We start from the raw sequence: 20,036 nt of genomic DNA, 5'->3' as shown, positions 1-20,036 counted from the left end.
CCGGGGTGGGAAGAAGGCCACAAACATTGTCAGGGGGCACGCGGAGGTATACTGTTAGCAGACTCATTTTTTCGTCACCGCCTGCCGTTCGGGCTGGTGATTAGCCGCTAAACCGAGGTTGTTTTGTCCAGTATCTCTCTCAGCCAGCGTCCACGACGTCTGCGTCAGTCCCCCTCTCTTCGTTCACTTTTCCAGGAAACATCGCTCAGCATCAACGATCTGGCGCTGCCGATTTTCGTTGAAGAGGGCGTTGATGACTACAAAGCGATCCAGGCCATGCCTGGCGTGATGCGTATTCCGGAAAAACGTCTGGCCTTCGAGATTGAGCGTATCGCCAAAGCCGGGATTCGTTCGGTGATGACCTTTGGTATCTCACATCATACCGATGAGACGGGCAGCGATAGCTGGCAGGAGAATGGCCTGGTGTCGCGTATGTCGCGCATCTGTAAGGATGCGGTGCCGGAAATGATCGTGATGTCCGATACCTGCTTCTGCGAGTACACCACCCATGGTCACTGCGGCGTGCTGCACGATCGCGGGGTGGATAACGACGCCACGCTGGTGAATCTTGGCAGGCAGGCGGTTGCCGCTGCGCGCGCCGGGGCTGACTTTATTGCGCCTTCGGCGGCGATGGATGGTCAGGTTGCGGCGATTCGTCAGGCGCTGGATGAGGCCGGGTTTACCGATACGGCGATCATGTCCTACTCCACCAAGTTTGCTTCTTCATTCTACGGCCCGTTCCGTGAGGCGGCAGGCACCTCGCTGAAGGGCGATCGTAAAACCTATCAGATGAATCCCATGAACCGCCGCGAAGCGATTCGCGAATCCCTGCTCGATCAGGCTCAGGGGGCGGATGCGCTGATGGTTAAGCCAGCAGGCGCCTATCTGGATATCATTCGCGACGTGCGGGAGCGCACCGAACTGCCGCTGGCGGCCTATCAGGTCAGCGGGGAGTACGCGATGATTAAGTTTGCCGCGCAGGCCGGGGCAATCAGCGAGCGCGATGTGGTGCTGGAAAGCCTGGGCGCAATTAAGCGCGCCGGTGCCGACCTGATTTTCAGCTACTTCGCGCTGGATCTGGCTGAAAAAAACCTGCTGTAATCACCGGGCGACGCTCAAACTCTGCCATCGGACCGGTGGCAGAATGCGATGCTCAGGTGGGACGGGAGGTAAGCGCGCCGTCGATACCCTGTCAGCCTCAGGCTGACAGGGTTTTTTTATGCCGAACCGGCGGTGATTTACTTCACGATTTCCGAAATCCACTGTTGCGGGGTGAGGTTGGTAAAGTTCGCAACGTCCCCGACGATCTCGTCAATATGGTCGGCCATGCCCTTTTGCAGATCCTCAACGGAGTGACAGATCAGATGGCAGGCCGCGATATAAGGCGCCGGTTCGCCTTCGGTCGTGCCAACGATTTTATCTATCGACCAGGAAACCAGGTAGTGTCCCATTCTCTTCTCGACCAGCGGCAGATGCACATCGCGGTAATAGTCATAGTCAAACCGGGCATTTTCAGTGTTGGGATACATCACGCTACATTTAATCAAAACGTTACTCCTGACAGGGAAACCGTCGCACCTTCGCGGGCGCGTCTTCGAGCCAGATGAGTATAGTCAATCAGGACGCAGAGTAATTAGCGTTACGGGGCAGGCCCTCTGCCCATGCGCTTCGATGGCTGCGTATTCGATCTCTGTGCGCCAGATCGCTGAAAAACAACGGCTAAAGATGGTCTAATCCCAAACGATGAATAACGGAAAGGGCATTCACCCGCGGTGAATGCCCTGATTGAGGGACTAATATGAAAAAAAGAGTGCTTCGCCTGAGCCTGCTCGCTGCCTGCTCCCTGCCTTTTTCTGCCGCTTTTTGCGCCCCCCAGCTTACGGATACCGCCTCCATACCGGCCGTGATTGCCGCTATGACGCTGGCGGAAAAAGCCGCGCTGGTCACCGGCACCGGCATGAACAACTCTGCGAAGGTGGCGGGCGCGGCAGGTTCCACCCTGGCTATTCCTCGTCTGGGCATCCCATCCATCGTCTTTGCCGATGGGCCGGTTGGGGTCAGGCTCGGGGCCGGGCCGACCGGTGGCGCAAAGCGCTTTGCAACCGGCTTTCCGGTGTCCATCGCGATGGCCGCCAGCTGGGATCCGGCGCTTATTCAGCGCGTGGGCGGTGCAATAGGCCGGGAAGCGCGGGAGAGGGGCGTGGACTTGATGCTTGGCCCGGCGATCAATATTCAGCGTAACCCGCGTAATGGACGCAATTTTGAATACTTCTCTGAGGATCCGCTGCTGAACGCGCGCATCGCCGCCAGCTATATTCGTGGGCTGCAGGCGCAGGGCGTGGGGGCGGTAGTAAAGCACTTCGCGGCGAATAATCAGGAAACCCGTCGGCAGACCCTTAACCAGATCGTCTCCGAACGTGCGCTGCGTGAAATCTACTTTCCCGGCTTTGAATATGCGATCCGCGAGGCTCAGCCCTGGGCCATCATGAGTTCTTATCCGGCGATTAACGGCACCGCCGCTTCGCAGAATACCTGGCTGTTAACGCAGGTCCTGCGCGACCAGTGGCGATTTAACGGCATGGTGATGTCCGACTGGTACGGCGTGACCGATCCGGTGAGCGCGCTGCTGGCGGGCAACGATTTGAATATGCCGGGTGGGAAGTCGCAAAAGGACACGCCGTTTGTTCCCCGCAATACCGACCCGCAGGAGGTGGTGCTCACGGCGCTGAAGTCCGGTGCACTGACGGAAAAACAGATTGATACTAACCTGACCCGTATTCTGCAAACGGTGGTGAAAACCCAGGCGTTCAAGCAGGCCACGCCGCCGGAGGAGGCTGCCCCGGCTGATCCTGCGGCGCTGGCGCGGGAGGTGGCCGCGGACTCTATGGTACTGCTGAAAAACAGTGACCATACGCTGCCGGTCAGGCGCGGTCAGCGCATTGCCGCGTTCGGCGAGAACGTTCACCGTTTTTTTGACACCGGTGGCGGCAGCGCCGAGGTCAATATTGACCCGCAGCAGCGGGTTAGCCTGCAGGAGGGGATGCGTAATGCGGGCGTGACCTTTATTGATACCCTGGATAAGCAACGGCTGGATGAAGGTAGCCTGGACAAAACCCTGCGCCGCGCGGTGGAAAAAAGCGATATTGCGCTGATTGCCATTGGCCGCAGCTCAACGGAGGGGGCCGACAGCTACACGATGGCGGTGCATCCGGATGAGCTGGCGATGATCGCGAAAGTGTCCGCTGCCTTTCACCAGCAGAATAAAAAGGTCGTGGTGCTGTTAAATATCGGTTCGCCGATTGAAATCGCCTCCTGGCAGCCCCAGGTCGACGCTATCCTGCTGGCCTGGCAGCCCGGCCAGCAGGGCGGCAACGCCGTGGCAGATATTCTGACCGGTAAAGTCAGCCCTTCCGGCAAACTCCCGCTGACCTTCCCGGTGCGCAATGCCGATACGCCCAGCTTTGGCAATTTTCCCGGCAACAGTAAGACGGTCATTTTTGGCGAGGGCATCTATGTCGGCTATCGCTACTACGACACTAAAGGCATTGCGCCGGCGTATCCTTTTGGCCACGGCCTTTCCTACGCGAAAATCGAATATGGGCCGCTCACGCCGTCCTCCCCGATCTTTGACATTGATAAGCAGCAAAGCGTGACCATCAGCCTGACGCTGCGCAATGCCTCGGACAGAACCGCCAAAGAGGTGGTGCAGCTGTACGTGGGGGATAACGTCGCGCGTCTTGACCGCCCGGTGCAGGAGCTGAAGGCCTTTGAAAAGGTAACGCTGAAGGGATGGGAGTCTAAAACCGTTACCCTGCAACTGGATAAGCGCGCCTTCTCGTACTACGACGAAGACCGACAGGACTGGGTGCTGGAAGGCCCTTTTACGCTGCGAATAGGGCGCTCATCGCGGGATATCGTGGCCGAGGTGCCGCTGCGGGTCACTTCGGCCACGCCTGCCTACTCGCTTGATACGCCGTGGATAGCGATACAGACCTGGGAGGAGGCCGCCCGGGTGGTGGCAGCGGTTATCGGTGATGAGGCGACCAATGCCTGGATAACCGGTTCGCCAACGCTGGGGGAGAAGCTCGATCAGGCCTTTCAGCAGCAGCCGACACTGGCCGACAGCCCGTCGAAGCAGCAGGCTGTCAAACAGTCTGTTTTGCAGCAGATCAACGCGCTGTAGCACCGCGCGGGCAGGCTGCGGGACATCGACGCTGCGTCTCCGGCAGCCTGCCTGGCCGTGAGTGATGAATGTGATTCACTTTGCAACGGGCAGGTCGGCATAACGGGTGGTCCAGGCGGGGGACAGCATCTCCCGCTTCATTGCCCAGCTTTTCTGCGTTCCCTGCCCGGCAAACCAGATTTTGCCTTTCCCCGACTGATTCAGCCGGTCGATCACGCCCATCAGCGCCTCGCTGTTAGCCTGGGGTTGCCTGTCGTCAAACAGATTGAGCTGTGCCACGCCCTCGCTAAAAAAGTCACTCAACATCACGCCAGCCTTCATATAGCGATGACCGTCCCGCCATATTCTGTCCAGCGCCTCCGTGGCCGTACGAATAATGTCGCGCGTGTCATTCGAGGGGGTCAGCAGGGTGCCGGAAGCCTGGTTACCGTAGAAAATTTCGCCCTCCGCGTGGGGGCTGGTGCGGACAAAAACGCTGATAAAGCGGCAGTACTGCTCCTCCTGACGAAGCTTTTCGGCCGCGCGTTCGGCATAGGTGCAGATAGCCTGGTGCATATCGCTATAGTGGGTGATGCGATGACCAAAGGAGCGGCTGCAAATAATCTGCTGTTTGGTGGCGGGCATCGCCTCCATACTGAGGCAGGGTTCTCCCCGCAGCTCGCGTGAGGTACGTTCCAGCACCACATTAAAATGCTTCCTGATGACCCACAGCGCGCTGTCAGCCAAATCACGCGCGGTGTGGATACCCATCTGATGGAGTGACTTACTGATGCGCCGCCCCACACCCCATACTGCTTCCACCGGCACCAGCGCCAGCAGCTTACGCTGGCGATCGACGTCTGAGAGATCGACAACACCACCCGTTTTGCGCCAGGTTTTCGCCGCGTGGTTGGCGAGCTTGGCCAGCGTTTTGGTTTGCGCAATCCCCACGCCAACGGTCAGGCCCGTGTTCTTTAAGATCTGACTGCGCATCTGGTGACCAAAGTCGGCCAGTGACATGCAGTGGCTGACGCCGGAGAGATCGATAAAGGCTTCATCAATCGAGTAAATTTCCACGGAAGGGGCCATATCGGCGAGCGTGGTCATCACCCGGTTGCTGAGATCGGCATAGAGCGCGTAGTTGGAGCTGAAAACGTGTACCTGCTGGCGGCGCAGCTCGTCTTTCAGTTTAAAGTAGGGTGCCCCCATCTTTATCCCCAGCGCTTTTGCCTCGGCCGATCGGGAAATGATGCATCCATCGTTATTGGATACCACCACGACCGGCTTGCCCTGCAGATCGGGGCGAAAAACGGTTTCGCACGAGGTATAAAAGCTGTTCACATCCACCAGGGCAAACATGGTTACTTATGCGCTTTCAGGGTAAAGGTCACCACGCCGAAGATCTCCAGCTCCTCTTCGCTGTGAAATACAATCGGCGTGTAGAGGCTGTTATGCGGCATGAGTTGCAGAAAGGGGCGGGTACGCAGCTCTTTGACGGTAAATTCGCCATCAACCGCCGCGACCACAATGTCGCCGTGTTCGGCGGTCAGTGAGCGGTCGACAATCAGAAGGTCGCCATCGCCAATGCCCGCGCCGCGCATGGAGTCGCCGCTGACTTTAACAAAATAGGTGGCGCTGGGATGTTTAATCGCCAGCTTGTTGAGATCGAGCCGGTCTTCAACATAGTCCTGGGCCGGGCTGGGAAAGCCGCAGGGTACGCGCTCAGTAAAGAGCGGTAGAAGCAGGGTGCTGCTAATGTCTCCGGGCGAAATGAACTGCATGATGGTGTTTCCGGGTTAACTGTATTTATATACAGTATCTGTAAAAGCGCGCCACAATCAAGACGCTTTCCGGAAGATTTATGAAAGCGCTTGAACAGGCAGGGAATTTAGCCTGGCGTAAATTACCCCCAGGGTGAACCGGCAGTGGATAATCGATAACGCTGACGGATAAGTGATAAACCGATAACGAGGCTAATGAAGTGATGCTTAACAATCTGAGGTTTCAGGCAGGGGATGTATTATGTGGATAGCTGACGTGAGCGGCGGGTTTTTCTCACCCCGCACCGCCAACAGAGTTTAATTCTGCTTAACCAGGAAAAACAAAGTAATATATTTATGACTTTACTTATAGATTATGTCGGAAAACGTGCTCTTCATTATCATTAATCTTTTAATAAAGGACGGGAAAGACGTCACTCATGGAATAATATGCTTATTTTTCTGGAGTAATCTGCCATATAGTTTGATGGTTTATTGTCATGCTCAAGCGGTACTGGTTTTTTACCGCTTTCTGTAACATAAGATACCCTGTTGCAGGTGGTTCATCTGGGTAGCGTAATTCAATTTACTAAAAAGGATGGCAGTTTATGGAAAGAGTGCTGGTTGGATATTATATTGGGAGCAATGTTCAGCTTGAAATAGCCCAGAGAAGGTTAAGTAATTTTGACTCAAAAAGCAGGAAGATACGCTGTTATATTCTGAGGGAAACGATGATGAGGCTATTCCTCTTTTTGTTGGAAAATGCCAATGGGAAAATTGTGACGAACGAGCAGATTATGTATAACGTCTGGGATCTGCACGGCCTCAAATCATCCAGCCAGCGGCTATGGCAGGTTATGCAGGCGCTGAAGCTGCGGCTGGCCACGCTGGGCGTTGAGCACGACTTTATCATGCGCGTTGAGACGTTTGAAGTTAAGGGCCACTGTTTGAAGCGCGAGATGATTAAGCCCTTCTATTTTTATATTGAAAAGAAAGCGTCTGACGGATATTTACCCTGAGAAAAAACGATGAGAATCTGTATATATTCTGAGGATGCCTATTTTACGCTGGGTCTGGCTGTCCATCTTTCTTTGATGGGGTATGAACCCTACGTGCCGGATCCTGAGGAAGAAAGTATTGCGCAGCCAAACGAAAAAGATCGTCCCCGTGCAATAATCATTGATTCCAATAAGCGTGAGAAAATGGAGAGAATTCTACAGAGTTATTCCGCCAGGAAAACCTGCGCGGTATTTATCGACGCTTATCAGGAAAGTATAAAACATAGCACCCGTTTCAGTATGTTGGTTTCCAGGAAGTTAAGCGGAGAGGCGATGGCTAAGGAAATAATCAGGCATCTTAATCGCAGCGTACCGCCCATTTGCCCGCTATCCCTGCCTGAACGTATTATCACCTGCCTGCTGCTTCACGGTGAAACGCCCGGAGATATCGGCAGGACGCTGAATATCTCCGTGAAAACCATCTCACACTACAAATTAAACGCGATAAAAAAGGCGGGGATAAAAAGAATTAACAATAAGTCGTTGTTATGCTTGGGTGAATATCTTGATAAGGTCATTTTGCTTAACGATTTTTACGGGGTATCGCCCGGGATCCCCCCCGAAAAGTAAAGGGGGACAGGCCTTTCAATAGCAAGCCCGAAGCGTAAATTTTTAGTAAATGCGCACCAACATCATTTTACGCGGTGAAGGTTTTTCGGACGATGCCGATATCTGTACTGAATGGGGGAGCAGGCAGAGGGCGCGATGATAAGTCGAATCGGGATAGAAGCATTACGCATCGGGATGTACGTGCACAAACTGGAAGTCTTCTGGCTGAAACACCCGCTGGTACGCAACGATATGCTGCTTACCACCGAACAGCAAATTCAGATTATTGTTGAGAACGGCATTAAAGAAGTCTGGATCGATCTGGATAAAGGCCGTGCGCCTGACGTCGCGCCATCGACAGAGGCCGTTATCGATCAGGCAGCACCCGTTAAGGCCAGTATGCACAGCGAAGTGGCGCAGGCGCAGGCTATCTGTCTGATGGCCAGAGGGCAGATAATGGATATGTTCAGTAATGCCCGGATGGGGAAAACCATCAGGACCGACAGCACGCTGCCGCTGGTGGATGAAATCGGCGGATCGATCAGCCGCCATCCGGCCGCTCTCCTGAGCGTGGTACGGTTGAAGACGCACGATGACTATACCTATCTGCATTCGGTGGCAGTGTGTGCGCTGATGGTTTCGCTGGCGCGTCAGCTGCAGCTGGATGAACGACAGGTGCGTCAGGCGGGCACGGCCGGACTGCTGCACGACGTCGGTAAAGCCGGCATTCCGCTGGAGATCCTCAATAAGCCGGGCAAGCTGACCGACGACGAATTTGAGCTGATGAAGCTACATCCGGCGATCGGAGAGTCGCTGCTGCGAAAAAGCAACGGTGACACTGAGGTGCTGGACGTCGCCCTGCATCATCATGAGAGGATCAACGGCGAAGGCTACCCCCATGGTCTGAAAGGTGAGGGGATCTCTCTGCTGGCCCGCATGGCCGCCGTCTGCGACGTCTATGATGCGGTTACCTCGGACCGCCCCTATAAGGCAGGCTGGAACCCGGCGGCGGCGATGCACCAGATGGCGAGTTGGGAAGGCCACTTTGACCGCCAGATATTTCACGCTTTTGTTAAGGCGGTGGGGATCTATCCCCCTGGCTCGGTGGTCAGGCTGGCGTCCGGGCGCATTGCGGTGATCGCCGAGCCGGGAGAGAAATCGCTGCTGCAACCTAAGGTCTGCGTATTCTTTTCGCTGATCACCCGCCAGCCGATAAAGCCGGAAATCGTCGATCTGGGCAGCCGCTACTGCTGGGACAGCATAGCCGGACTGGAAGAGTCTGCCACCTGGAGCGGTATTAACCTTAACGCATTGTGGATGGTGCCGCTGGCCTCCTGACGTAATAAATAAAGGCGGCCAGTTTGCCCACTCACTTTTTCACGCCCCTGCCTTCACCGCTTTTGTCCCGACGGCATCTTTTTCGCGTAACTTCCTGCGGTTTTCCCTTAATTTCCTGCGGCGCTTAATACCCTTTGTTATGCCCATTTATACCTGCACATTACCTGCGCTTTCTCCCCGACCGCTTCCCGGCATAATTCGCCTTTATCCTATGTCTTTATTACGCTTTTTTTGACAGTCTGAAGATCAGAAAAGGGCTTATAAGCGCCAGTCGGTCTGGCAGAGACGGGATCAGTGACTATACTGAAAACTAACGATGTTGCGCATAGTGCAGCGGGAACGGGCATGTTGCACCCAGGGTGCAGCCAGATGACAGAAAGAAAATGTTTAAGAAAGAGGATGAAATTTAAACGGACGCCTTTCTCCCCCGCCTTACTCTGGCGACCGCGACTTTCCCGTCAGGTCTGCCTCCCGCATTGCAGCCCCGCTTTAATGACCCACGTGACCGGACGAGAAAAGCCCGTCACGGCGCCAGCGTCGAACAGGCCTGACGCCATGGGCCAGGGCCAGACGCAACATCACAACTATTTTAAGCAGGAGGAGTCGTGTGAACACCCAGAATGATGAGGTACCGCCCCTGAATAAAGAGGGCCGCTATGCTTTCTTTTTCGACGTTGACGGTACGCTTGCCGCCATTCAGCCCCGCCCGGATGACGCGTTTATTCCCCAATCCGTAATTGCCAGCCTGAAACGTCTTTCCGCATCCTGTGAAGGGGCCGTTGCGCTGGTTTCAGGCCGCCCCATTAGCGAGCTGGATGCGCTGGCCGCGCCGCTCCATTTTCCCCTTGCTGGCGTCCACGGCGCTGAACGCCGCGATGCCCGCGACAACGTTGAGCGTCTGTCGCTGCCGCAGGAGGTTGCCAGCGACCTGGCAACGCGGCTGAACGATGCCATAGCCGATATGCCGGGGACGCACCTTGAAGCGAAAGGGATGGCCTTCGCGCTGCACTATCGTGGCGCGGAGCACTATCAGCAGGGAATCATGGCCCTGGCGCAGGCAATGACCGAACGTTTCCCCATGCTGGCGCTACAGCCTGGTAAATGCGTGGTGGAGTTAAAACCAAAGGGCGTGAATAAGGGCGCCGCGGTTGCCGCCTTTATGCAGCAACCGCCGTTTGCCGGGCGAACGCCCGTATTTTTAGGTGACGATCTGACCGATGAGGCAGGATTTGAAGCGGTCAATGTCAGGGATGGCATCGCAATAAAAGTGGGTGAGGGCGACACGCAGGCAGGCTATCGGCTGCCGGACGTGAATGCCGTTTATCACTGGCTTGAAAACATACAATTACAATTAGATTAAGACGAAACAACGTCGGTAAGGAGTTAAGGTTATGAGTCGCTTAGTAGTCGTATCTAACCGCATTGCTGTACCTGATGGTTCCAAAACCAGCGCGGGCGGTTTGACCGTCGGCATTATGGATGCCCTGAAAACCACCGGTGGACTGTGGTTTGGCTGGAACGGTAACATCAATGAGATCGGTGAAGATGACGAGGAAATGGAGCTGTTCGAGCAGGACAGCGTGACCTACGCCTCTTTTGGACTGAATCAGAACGATTACGATCTCTATTATTTGCAGTTCTCGAACGCCGTTATCTGGCCCGCCTTCCACTACCGTCTCGATTTAGTGAATTTCCAGCGTGAAGCCTGGGACGGATACTGTAGCGTCAATACCCTGCTGGCAAAGCGCCTGCTGCCGCTGCTACAGCCTGATGATGTATTGTGGATCCATGATTATCATCTGCTGCCGTTTGCCGCCGCGTTACGCAAGCTGGGCGTGACCAACCGTATTGGCTTTTTCCTGCATATTCCTTTCCCAACCCCCGAAATCTTCAACGCCCTGCCGCCACATAACGAGCTGCTGGAGATGATGAGCGAATACGATCTGCTGGGTTTCCAGACCGAGAGCGATCGCATGGCCTTTGTAGAGTGCCTGTCGCTGATGACGCAGGTAGAGAGCGACGGCAAACAGCATCGGGCATTGGGCCGTAGCTTTGCCACTGAGGTTTATCCTATCGGCATTGAGCCAGACAGTATTAAAGAGATGGCGGAAGGCCCGCTCCCGCCGAAAATGGCCGCAATGAAGCGGGATCTGGGGGATGCGAAGAATATTATTGCCTGCGAACGTCTGGATTATTCAAAAGGGCTGCCGGAGCGTTTTCTCGCTTATGAGGCGCTGCTGGAACACTATCCCGAGCACCGGGGCCAGATCCGCTATTCACAGATTGCGCCAACGTCGCGCGGTGACGTACAGGCCTATCAGGATATCCGTCACCAGCTGGAGACCGAAGCAGGGCGCATCAACGGCCATTACGGCACCCTGGGGTGGACGCCGCTCTATTACCTCAATCAGCACTTCGACCGTCGCCTGCTGATGAAAATATTCCGTCTGACCGACATCGGCCTGGTCACGCCGCTGCGTGACGGGATGAACCTGGTGGCGAAAGAGTATGTTGCCGCGCAGGACCCTGAAGATCCGGGCGTACTGGTGCTGTCGCGCTTCGCCGGCGCAGCCAATGAGCTGACATCGGCGTTAATCGTCAATCCTTACGATCGTGATGAGGTGGCCGCCGCGCTCAACCAGGCGCTGACGATGCCGCTGGAGGAACGTATCACCCGCTATAACGATATGATGGCCGTGCTGCGCAAAAACGACATCACCCACTGGCGTAAAACCTATCTGAAGGATTTGCAGGCCGTTCCTGCCCGTCCGGCCGCCGGGAAGAAGGATACGCAGACCGCGACCTCCCACACCTAGCATAAGCCGTGCCACTTCTTTTAAAGGGCGATCGCAGATCGCCCTTTTTTTACGCCTGTCCGGCAAAATACACGTACATAAAGTGTGCAATAAGGACCATTTATTAGAAAAAAAGCAAAAAAAAACCGTTTTTACTAAAGAAATCCTCACCGCCGCCGATACTTAACCCGTATCCTGAAAAAAGCCTCCAAACATTCACCTTTCTAATGTAACCATCAGTTACATCTATTTTCGTACCCCAAACACAAGCCTGGCGCGGCTTACAAAAGACTTTCACTTCATAAAAAGAACCTGCGTAAGATCACACTTCTGCACTGCAACTCATACTGAACAGTCACTCTGAGTGATTAATCTAACATCATGTCAACAGGGTTAAATTAAGCATTAAACTCTGCAAAATAATCAACACCCAGCACTTTATTCTAATCATGATCTGCATCACGCCTTTTCGCCGATTTATACGCGTAAAGAGAGTCATTTTCATTTGAAAATGATCATTAAATGTTAAATTTTAACAAAAAGGGTAGAAAATGGTTACTTAGTGCACTAATGAAAAGCGCTACTAAAGGGTCTCGGGCAAGAAATTTCCGATAAAGTGTGATCTACGTCACACTTTATCTAAAATTTGAGGTGGCTCACATTGTATGTCGAAATAAGAGCGGATAGAGTTGCCTTGTTTTCGGAATTGTCTTAAAAGATGTGTGAAACAGACAAGGGATTGCGCCAGGGAAGAGAGCGAAAACGACGGAGCAGCAACTGGCAAAATGAGTAATGACTACTTTCTGTTTAGCAGCCTTTAGTGCGGCTAACAGCTTCGCAAACGTTTGGCTTCTGCCACTAGTTTTTTGCCATTTTTAGATTTACCAAGCAGCAAACAAGGTAGCGGCATAACCCGCAAACGTTTAAGTCGTGTTAGTCAGGATGGAAAAAAAATGGGTACATCAGAATTACTCAAACATATTTACGATATTAATCTGTCATATTTATTACTTGCTCAGCGCCTTATAAATCAGGAAAAAGCTTCTGCAATGTTTCGTCTTGGTATTGATGAGGCGATGGCTGATACGCTCGCGCAATTAACGCTGCCAGAGATGGTAAAACTTGCCGAAACTAATCAGCTGATCTGTCAATTCCGTTTTAACGATGACAATACGATTAAACGCTTAACGCAGGCGTCTCGCGTGGATGATTTACAGCAAATCCATACCGGCATTTTGTTATCCAGTCGTTTATTACGCAGTGTGACGACCAAAGAAGAAGCAACGCCGAAAAAGAGAGCGAGCTAATGAGCGAAAAAAGTATTGTACAGGAAGCGCGCGATATTCAGCTGGCGATGGAACTCATTTCGCTGGGTGCGCGCCTGCAAATGTTAGAAAGTGAAACACAGCTTAGCCGCGGTCGATTAATAAAGCTTTATAAAGAGCTGCGTGGCAGCCCGCCGCCAAAAGGCATGCTGCCGTTCTCTACCGACTGGTTTATGACCTGGGAACAGAACATCCACTCTTCCATGTTCTGTAACGCCTGGCAGTTTTTACTCAAAAGCGGGCAGAGCCAGGGCGTAGACGCGGTGATTAAAGCCTACCGTCTCTATCTCGAACAGTGTCCGCAACAGGACGAAGGCCCGCTGTTGGCGCTGACCCGCGCCTGGACCCTGGTCCGGTTTGTTGAGAGCGGCATGCTCGAACTGTCTGACTGCAAATGCTGCGGCGGTAGCTTTATTAACCATGCGCACCAGCCCGTTGGCAGCTTCGTTTGCAGCCTGTGCCAGCCGCCGTCCCGTGCGGTAAAAAGACGTAAACTTATCGCAGAACCTGCCGATAACATTTCACAACTGCTGGATGAACAGATTAAACAAGCCGTTTAATCGGGCTCGACAGGTGGAATGAATCCAGCAGCGGTTAATAACCGCTGCTTTTTTTTTGCCCCGTGCCGCGATAACGCGTCTTTACACGCTGATTCATCTTTCACCCACGCGTCGGCAGACGTAAGGATTTATTGTGTTAATTATTTTAGGGTACATTCTGGTACTGGGGTCAGTGTTGGGTGGCTTCGCGATGGTCGGCGGCCACCTCGGCGCGCTTTATCAGCCTTCTGAACTGTTAATTATCGGTGGGGCAGGGATTGGCGCGTTTATCGTAGGGAATAACGGTAAAGCGATAAAAGCGACCCTCAAGGCCATGCCCTTATTAATGCGCGGGTCAAAATATAATAAAGCTGTTTATATGGATTTGATGGCGCTGCTTTATCGCCTGATGGCGAAATCCCGCCAGCAGGGGATGCTTTCGCTTGAACGCGATATTGAAAACCCTCAGGAAAGTGAAATTTTTTCTAATTACCCACGCATTCTTGCCGATAAAAGATTAGTGGACTTTATTACCGACTATTTGCGCCTGATGGTCAGCGGCAATATGAATGCCTTTGAAATTGAAGCGCTGATGGACGAAGAGATAGAAACCTACGAAAGCGAGTGCGAAGTGCCCGCAATGGCCTTTCAGACCGTGGGTGATTCACTGCCCGCGTTTGGCATCGTGGCGGCGGTAATGGGCGTGGTGCATACGCTGGCTTCAGCGGATCGCCCGGCGGCAGAGCTGGGTGCCCTGATAGCCCACGCGATGGTCGGAACCTTCCTCGGCATTTTGCTGGCCTACGGATTTATCTCTCCGCTGGCGGGCGTACTGCGGCAAAAGTGCGCGGAAACCACCAAGATGATGCAGTGCATCAAGGTCACGATGCTCTCCAGCCTGAACGGTTATGCACCGCAGATTGCCGTTGAATTTGGTCGTAAAACGCTCTACTCCACCGATCGCCCGTCGTTCACCGAGCTGGAGGAGCACGTTCGTAACGCGAAATCACCAGCGAAACAGACATCCGACGAGGACGCATGAAGCATAACAATCACCCCATTGTGCTGGTTAAGCGCAAAAAGCATAAGAAACATGAGGGCGGACACGGCTCATGGAAGATTGCTTACGCTGACTTTATGACCGCAATGATGGCCTTTTTTATGGTGATGTGGCTAATTTCGATCTCCAACCCTCAGGAATTGGTGAAAATTGCCGATTACTTTAAAACGCCCCTGAAGGTGGCGCTGACCGGCGGCGCGCGCAGCAGCGACAGCGAGAGTCCCATCCCGGGTGGGGGCGATGACCCCACTCAGAAACAGGGTGAGGTGCATAAGGTGGTCGATATGGATGCGCAAAAACGCAAGCTGGAAGAGATCCGTCTTAACCGCCTGCGCGAGAGGCTGGATCAGCTGATTGAGGCCGATCCTAAGCTGCGCACGCTGCGTCCCCATTTGATTATTAATTTGGTTGAAGAGGGGCTGCGTATCCAGATTATCGACAGTGAAAACCGTCCGATGTTTAAAACCGGCAGTGCGGAAGTTGAGCCTTATATGCGCGACATATTACGCGGGATAGCGCCGGTCCTGAACGACCTGCCAAACAGGATCAGCCTGGCGGGGCATACGGATGATTTTCAGTATGCGGGCGGTGACCGGGGCTACAGCAACTGGGAACTGTCGGCCGATCGCGCTAATGCCTCGCGACGTGAGCTGATTATTGGCGGTCTGGCCAGCGGGAAGATGATTCGCGTCATCGGCATGGCCGACACCATGAAGTTAAAGAACCGCGGCGCGGATGATGCGGTAAATCGTCGAATCAGTCTGGTGGTGTTGAACCACGACACCGAAGTGCAGATTGAGAAAGAAAATGCGGAAAGTGACGCGGTGCAGGTCAGCGACAGCGATCCAGCCAGTTTAAAACAGTTAGCGGCACCGGCCTCTCCTATGGCCGCCGGCCAAAAACCCGACCCTCAACCCTCACCGGCTGAGCCTGCGGGTAGCAACGTAACCCACGCGGCGTTAGCCCCGGCGGTACCTGCGCCAGCGGCCCAGACCGATCGCGACTCACAGCAGAGGTGATACCGTGAGCATGGATATCAGCGATTTTTACCAGACATTTTTTGATGAGGCCGATGAGTTACTGGCCGATATGGAACAACACCTGCTGGTGCTGGATCCGCAGGAACCCGATTCGGAGCAGCTTAACGCTATCTTCCGGGCGGCGCACTCGATTAAAGGCGGGGCGGGAACCTTTGGGTTCACCGTACTGCAGGAAACGACGCACATTCTGGAAAACATTCTCGACGGTGCGCGGCGCGGCGAAATGCAGCTGAGCACCGATATCATCAACCTGTTTTTGGAAACTAAAGATATTATGCAGGAACAGTTGGATGCCTATAAAACCGCCACGGAACCCAATGCCGCGACGTTTGAATACATTTGTCAGGCGCTGCGTCAGCTGGCGCTGGAAGCAAAGGGTGAAGTGATCCCAGCGCCGAAAACGCTCGCCGTCACGGCGGCTGAGCCTGCGGTTAGCGCCGCGGGTCAGCGTCTGGTACTGAGTAACCTGAAGCCGGGTGAAGTGCCGCTGATGCTGGAAGAGCTAAGCAATCTGTGCACCGTCTCAGACGTAGTTAAAGGCGAAAACTCGCTGGAAGCCACTCTGGATGCGACGGTCGATCCGGATGATATCCGGGCCGTACTCTGCTTCGTTATTGAAGAGTCACAGATCAACTTTATCGACGCGGCCGCCGCCGGGCCAACTGCGACACCGGCCATTGCCGTCGTCGTGGAGCAGGTGGAAGCTAAGCCGGAAGTGGCTCCGCCTGTGGTCAGCGAGGCAGCGCCCGCCCTCAAGCCTGAAAGCGTGAAAAAGCCCGGTGCCGCCAAGGCCAGCGAATCGACCAGCATCCGCGTTGCGGTTGAAAAAGTTGATCAACTGATTAACCTGGTCGGCGAACTGGTGATCACCCAGTCGATGCTGGCGCAGCGCTCGGGCGAACTGGACCCGGTTGCGCACGGCGATCTGTTGAACAGCATGGGGCAGCTGGAACGTAACGCCCGCGATCTGCAGGAATCGGTAATGTCGATCCGCATGATGCCGATGGAATACGTTTTCAGCCGCTTCCCGCGTCTGGTACGCGATCTGGCCAGCAAGCTCGGAAAAGAAGTGGAGCTGATCCTTCAGGGAAGCTCAACCGAACTGGATAAAAGCCTGATTGAACGCATTATCGATCCCCTGACCCATCTGGTGCGTAACAGCCTGGATCACGGGATTGAGTCGCCGGACAAACGCCTGGCAGCGGGCAAAAATCCCGTCGGTAAACTGACGCTCTCCGCTGAGCATCAGGGCGGCAATATCTGTATCGAAGTGAACGACGATGGTGCCGGTCTGAATCGCGAACGTATTCTGGCTAAAGCGCTCTCATCGGGCCTGCCGGTCAGTGAGGCGATGAGTGATGAAGAGGTCGGCATGCTGATTTTTGCGCCGGGCTTCTCAACCGCTGAACAGGTGACTGACGTCTCCGGACGCGGCGTCGGCATGGACGTGGTGAAACGTAATATCCAGGAGATGGGTGGACACGTTGAAATCGCCTCTAAGCAGGGTAAAGGCACCACCATTCGCATTCTGCTGCCGTTAACCCTGGCCATTCTCGACGGCATGTCCGTTCGCGTGGCAAACGAAGTCTTTATTCTGCCGCTTAACGCGGTGATGGAATCACTTCAGCCGCTGGCGGACGACCTGCATCCGCTGGCCGGTGGCGAACGCGTACTGGAAGTGCGTGGTGAATACCTGCCGATGGTTGAGCTGTGGAACGTGTTTGAAGTGCAGGGCGCGAAAACCGAAGCGACGCAGGGCATCGTGGTTATCCTGCAAAGCGCCGGAAAACGCTATGCGCTGCTGGTCGATCAGCTTATTGGTCAGCACCAGGTGGTAGTCAAAAACCTCGAAAGCAACTATCGCAAAGTGCCCGGGATCTCGGCGGCGACCATCCTCGGTGATGGCAGCGTGGCGCTGATTGTCGACGTTTCGGCACTGCAGTCTCTCAACCGTGAAAAGCGCGTGGCGGGAGCCGCAGCCTGACGTTAACCTATTAAGGGTAGAATTATGACTGGAATGGCAACTGTTACTAAAATCGCTGGCGAAACCGTCGGTCAGGAGTTCCTGGTATTTACGCTGGGTGACGAAGAGTACGGTATTGATATTTTGAAGGTGCAGGAGATCCGCGGTTACGATCAGGTTACCCGCATCGCCAATACCCCGACCTTTATTAAAGGCGTGACCAACCTGCGAGGCGTTATCGTCCCGATCATCGACCTGCGCGTGAAATTTGCGCAGCCGGATGTGGAATACAATGATAATACCGTCGTGATTGTGCTGAACCTGGAGCACCGCGTGGTGGGCATCGTTGTGGATGGCGTTTCCGACGTACTGTCGCTGACGCAGGACCAGATCCGCCCTTCACCAGAGTTCGCGGTTACCATGTCAACCGAGTACCTGACCGGGCTGGGTGCGCTGGGTGACCGTATGCTGATCCTCGTCGATATCGAGAAGCTGCTCAGCAGCGACGAGATGGCGCTGGTGGATAACCTGCGCAGCGCGTAAGCGTTTCCCTCAGGGTGAAAAGGGCCGGCAGACTTTCTGTCGGCCTTTTTTGTATTTTGAACGGCTCTCCCGCGTGATGCTGCCAGGTTTGTCTTAGATAGCAACATATTATTCCGATTATCCCCTACTGCGCTGGATAAAGATCCACCAGCCCGTGCCGATAAATTCTCTGTTGTCCCATTTTAAAAACACCAAGGGTATCTATGTTTAAACGAATGAAAGTCGTGACCAGCCTGCTGCTGGTTCTGCTGGTATTTGGCGCTCTGCAACTGCTGGCCGGTGGGCTATTTATTAAGGCGCTGAACAGCGATAAAACGAATTTTGCGGTGGCGCAAAATGCCAGCGAAAATGTGTCGGCATTTACCGACGCCTGGGTGGCGCTTAACCAGGCGCGTATTGCCCTCAACCGCGGCATGCTGCGTCTGCAGGGTAATGCATTAGCACAGAGCAGCATCTCATCGCTGAGTGTGATTAGCGATCAAGGCAAGCAGCTGCTGGCCAGTGCGGATAAATCCTGGGCGCTTTATCAGTCGCTTCCCTCCACCAGGGGCATGGATCCACAAATTGTGGCCAGCCTCGAGCAGAACTATGTCCTCTATTCCAAAGCGCTGGCCAGCATGCTGCAGCTGATGGACAACCAGCAGCTGAGCGAGATGTTCAAAATGAACATTGAAGAGAAGCAGCAGGCGATGCAGGCGGCCTATACCCACTGGCGGGATGCGCAGAACGTGCTGATGATGCAGGGCGTAGCGGACAACCAGTCGGCCTACACCTCAATGCTCTGGATGATTGCCGCGGTAATGCTGCTGGTTATCGCGCTGATCGTGCTGTGCTGGTTTGGTCTTAAGCGCGTACTGATTAAGCCGCTAAACAGCAATATTGCGCATATCAGCCAGATCGCCAGCGGGGATTTAACCCACGATATTCAGGTTGAAGGGCGTAATGAAATGGCTCAGCTGGCCGCCAGCCTGAAAGAGATGCAGCAGGCGCTGGTGCGTACCGTAAGTGACGTTCGCGACGGTTCGGACGCCATCCTGACCGGGGCCAGCGAAATTGCCGCCGGGAACAACGACCTCTCAGCCCGTACGGAACAGCAGGCGGCCTCCCTTGAGGAGACGGCGGCCAGTATGGAGCAGCTGACGGCCACGGTGAAACAGAACGCTGAGAACGCGCGTCAGGCCTCAAAGCTGGCGCTGACCGCTTCTGAAACGGCGATAAAAGGCGGCAAGGTGGTGGATGGCGTGGTGAAAACCATGAGTGATATCGCGGGCAGCTCGAAAAAAATCGCCGATATCACCAGCGTGATTGACGGTATCGCCTTCCAGACCAATATCCTGGCGCTAAACGCGGCGGTAGAGGCCGCCCGTGCGGGTGAGCAGGGCCGTGGATTTGCGGTGGTGGCGGGGGAAGTGCGTAATCTGGCGCAGCGCAGCGCGCAGGCCGCGAAAGAGATCAAAGGGCTGATCGAAGATTCCGTCTCGCGGGTAGACAGCGGCACCGTGCTGGTAGGCACCGCCGGTGAAACCATGAACGATATCGTCAATGCGGTCACCCGGGTTACCGATATTATGGGCGAAATCGCGTCGGCATCTGATGAGCAGAGCCGTGGAATCGATCAGGTAGGCACCGCCGTCACCGAGATGGATCGGGTGACTCAGCAGAACGCCTCGCTGGTGGAAGAGTCCGCCACGGCCGCCGCCGCGCTTGAAGAGCAGGCCAGCCGCCTGACGCAGGCCGTGTCGGTGTTCCGTATGCATCGGGCGCAGGCGATCAAGGCCGCGCCATCGGCGGTAATCACTCCGCAGCGTCAGCTGACCGCCGGGAAAGTCGCCGCGCCAGTCGCAACGGAGGGTAACTGGGAAACGTTCTGATGCGTCGTCTCCGTCAATAATCGACATGCGCCG

General features: G+C 54.7%; 17 protein-coding genes. 14 read left to right on the top strand and 3 right to left on the bottom strand.

Annotated features, from left to right (window positions below; translation table 11 throughout):
- The first annotated feature begins 123 nt into the window (after window positions 1-123).
- Window positions 124-1,101 carry a porphobilinogen synthase gene (gene hemB / locus AAGR22_RS12800; protein ID WP_345827873.1) on the top strand — a complete coding sequence of 326 codons (978 nt, stop codon included), beginning with the start codon at window positions 124-126 and terminating at the stop codon, window positions 1,099-1,101.
- A 137-nt stretch (window positions 1,102-1,238) separates the two neighbouring features.
- On the opposite strand, the gene AAGR22_RS12795 is transcribed toward hemB, so the two are convergent.
- Window positions 1,239-1,547 (bottom strand): EthD family reductase, encoded by a 309-nt coding sequence (locus tag AAGR22_RS12795; protein ID WP_345827871.1) that lies wholly within the window; start codon window positions 1,545-1,547, stop codon window positions 1,239-1,241.
- Between the two features lie 368 nt (window positions 1,548-1,915).
- Between AAGR22_RS12795 and AAGR22_RS12790 the strand changes: the two genes are divergently transcribed.
- A complete protein-coding gene (locus AAGR22_RS12790; RefSeq protein ID WP_345831594.1) occupies window positions 1,916-4,183 on the top strand; it encodes a glycoside hydrolase family 3 C-terminal domain-containing protein in 2,268 nt (755 codons plus the stop codon).
- A gap of 75 nt (window positions 4,184-4,258) precedes the next feature.
- On the opposite strand, the gene umuC is transcribed toward AAGR22_RS12790, so the two are convergent.
- Window positions 4,259-5,521, bottom strand: a complete 1,263-nt coding sequence (gene umuC, locus AAGR22_RS12785) for a translesion error-prone DNA polymerase V subunit UmuC (protein ID WP_345827870.1) — start codon at window positions 5,519-5,521, stop codon at window positions 4,259-4,261.
- A 2-nt stretch (window positions 5,522-5,523) separates the two neighbouring features.
- Entirely contained in the window at window positions 5,524-5,943 is a 420-nt protein-coding gene (umuD, locus tag AAGR22_RS12780) for a translesion error-prone DNA polymerase V autoproteolytic subunit (protein WP_067701025.1), read from the bottom strand.
- A gap of 710 nt (window positions 5,944-6,653) precedes the next feature.
- On the opposite strand from umuD, the gene AAGR22_RS12775 reads away from it, so the two are divergent.
- From AAGR22_RS12775 to AAGR22_RS12720, 12 genes are all read left to right on the top strand, one after another.
- Window positions 6,654-6,941: a hypothetical protein gene (locus tag AAGR22_RS12775; protein ID WP_082804065.1), complete on the top strand. Its 288-nt coding sequence runs from the start codon at window positions 6,654-6,656 to the stop codon at window positions 6,939-6,941.
- A 9-nt stretch (window positions 6,942-6,950) separates the two neighbouring features.
- Window positions 6,951-7,550 (top strand): hypothetical protein, encoded by a 600-nt coding sequence (locus AAGR22_RS12770; protein ID WP_345827867.1) that lies wholly within the window; start codon window positions 6,951-6,953, stop codon window positions 7,548-7,550.
- 135 nt (window positions 7,551-7,685) lie between these two features.
- Window positions 7,686-8,867, top strand: a complete 1,182-nt coding sequence (locus tag AAGR22_RS12765) for an HD-GYP domain-containing protein (protein WP_345827865.1) — start codon at window positions 7,686-7,688, stop codon at window positions 8,865-8,867.
- A 607-nt stretch (window positions 8,868-9,474) separates the two neighbouring features.
- On the top strand, window positions 9,475-10,227 hold the full coding sequence (gene otsB, locus AAGR22_RS12760) for a trehalose-phosphatase (protein WP_345827863.1): 753 nt from the start codon (window positions 9,475-9,477) through the stop codon (window positions 10,225-10,227).
- Window positions 10,228-10,258: 31 nt separating this feature from the next.
- Window positions 10,259-11,683, top strand: coding sequence for an alpha,alpha-trehalose-phosphate synthase (otsA, locus tag AAGR22_RS12755; protein WP_067701040.1), 1,425 nt, complete (start codon window positions 10,259-10,261; stop codon window positions 11,681-11,683).
- 932 nt (window positions 11,684-12,615) lie between these two features.
- Window positions 12,616-12,969 (top strand): flagellar transcriptional regulator FlhD, encoded by a 354-nt coding sequence (gene flhD, locus AAGR22_RS12750; RefSeq protein WP_067701043.1) that lies wholly within the window; start codon window positions 12,616-12,618, stop codon window positions 12,967-12,969.
- Complete coding sequence (gene flhC, locus AAGR22_RS12745; RefSeq protein WP_067701046.1) at window positions 12,969-13,547, top strand: flagellar transcriptional regulator FlhC; 579 nt, start codon at window positions 12,969-12,971, stop codon at window positions 13,545-13,547. Before flhD ends, flhC begins: the two co-directional genes overlap by 1 nt.
- A gap of 133 nt (window positions 13,548-13,680) precedes the next feature.
- A complete protein-coding gene (gene motA / locus AAGR22_RS12740; RefSeq protein ID WP_067701049.1) occupies window positions 13,681-14,568 on the top strand; it encodes a flagellar motor stator protein MotA in 888 nt (295 codons plus the stop codon).
- Window positions 14,565-15,605 carry a flagellar motor protein MotB gene (motB, locus tag AAGR22_RS12735; protein WP_067701052.1) on the top strand — a complete coding sequence of 347 codons (1,041 nt, stop codon included), beginning with the start codon at window positions 14,565-14,567 and terminating at the stop codon, window positions 15,603-15,605. Before motA ends, motB begins: the two co-directional genes overlap by 4 nt.
- Before the next feature lie 10 nt (window positions 15,606-15,615).
- Window positions 15,616-17,610: a chemotaxis protein CheA gene (cheA, locus tag AAGR22_RS12730; protein WP_345831593.1), complete on the top strand. Its 1,995-nt coding sequence runs from the start codon at window positions 15,616-15,618 to the stop codon at window positions 17,608-17,610.
- Between the two features lie 24 nt (window positions 17,611-17,634).
- Entirely contained in the window at window positions 17,635-18,132 is a 498-nt protein-coding gene (gene cheW / locus AAGR22_RS12725) for a chemotaxis protein CheW (protein WP_067701057.1), read from the top strand.
- A 203-nt stretch (window positions 18,133-18,335) separates the two neighbouring features.
- Window positions 18,336-20,003 carry a methyl-accepting chemotaxis protein gene (locus AAGR22_RS12720; RefSeq protein WP_345827857.1) on the top strand — a complete coding sequence of 556 codons (1,668 nt, stop codon included), beginning with the start codon at window positions 18,336-18,338 and terminating at the stop codon, window positions 20,001-20,003.
- The last annotated feature ends 33 nt before the right edge of the window (window positions 20,004-20,036 follow it).

Origin of the sequence: Erwinia sp. HDF1-3R (genome assembly GCF_039621855.1) — a bacterium.
Classification (GTDB): domain Bacteria; phylum Pseudomonadota; class Gammaproteobacteria; order Enterobacterales; family Enterobacteriaceae; genus Erwinia.
Note: the sequence above shows the minus strand (reverse complement) of the source record. Positions and strands in the feature narration are given on the sequence as shown.

What these genes read in the sequence shown, in the direction of transcription:
- AAGR22_RS12790 (WP_345831594.1), top strand. Translation starts at nt 1,916, where the DNA reads ATGACGCTGGCGGAAAAAGCCGCGCTGGTCACCGGCACCGGCATGAAC.
- umuC (WP_345827870.1), bottom strand. Translation starts at nt 5,521, where the DNA reads ATGTTTGCCCTGGTGGATGTGAACAGCTTTTATACCTCGTGCGAAACC.
- umuD (WP_067701025.1), bottom strand. Translation starts at nt 5,943, where the DNA reads ATGCAGTTCATTTCGCCCGGAGACATTAGCAGCACCCTGCTTCTACCG.
- AAGR22_RS12775 (WP_082804065.1), top strand. Translation starts at nt 6,654, where the DNA reads ATGATGAGGCTATTCCTCTTTTTGTTGGAAAATGCCAATGGGAAAATT.
- AAGR22_RS12770 (WP_345827867.1), top strand. Translation starts at nt 6,951, where the DNA reads ATGAGAATCTGTATATATTCTGAGGATGCCTATTTTACGCTGGGTCTG.
- AAGR22_RS12765 (WP_345827865.1), top strand. Translation starts at nt 7,686, where the DNA reads ATGATAAGTCGAATCGGGATAGAAGCATTACGCATCGGGATGTACGTG.
- otsA (WP_067701040.1), top strand. Translation starts at nt 10,259, where the DNA reads ATGAGTCGCTTAGTAGTCGTATCTAACCGCATTGCTGTACCTGATGGT.
- flhD (WP_067701043.1), top strand. Translation starts at nt 12,616, where the DNA reads ATGGGTACATCAGAATTACTCAAACATATTTACGATATTAATCTGTCA.
- flhC (WP_067701046.1), top strand. Translation starts at nt 12,969, where the DNA reads ATGAGCGAAAAAAGTATTGTACAGGAAGCGCGCGATATTCAGCTGGCG.
- motB (WP_067701052.1), top strand. Translation starts at nt 14,565, where the DNA reads ATGAAGCATAACAATCACCCCATTGTGCTGGTTAAGCGCAAAAAGCAT.
- cheA (WP_345831593.1), top strand. Translation starts at nt 15,616, where the DNA reads ATGGATATCAGCGATTTTTACCAGACATTTTTTGATGAGGCCGATGAG.
- cheW (WP_067701057.1), top strand. Translation starts at nt 17,635, where the DNA reads ATGACTGGAATGGCAACTGTTACTAAAATCGCTGGCGAAACCGTCGGT.
- AAGR22_RS12720 (WP_345827857.1), top strand. Translation starts at nt 18,336, where the DNA reads ATGTTTAAACGAATGAAAGTCGTGACCAGCCTGCTGCTGGTTCTGCTG.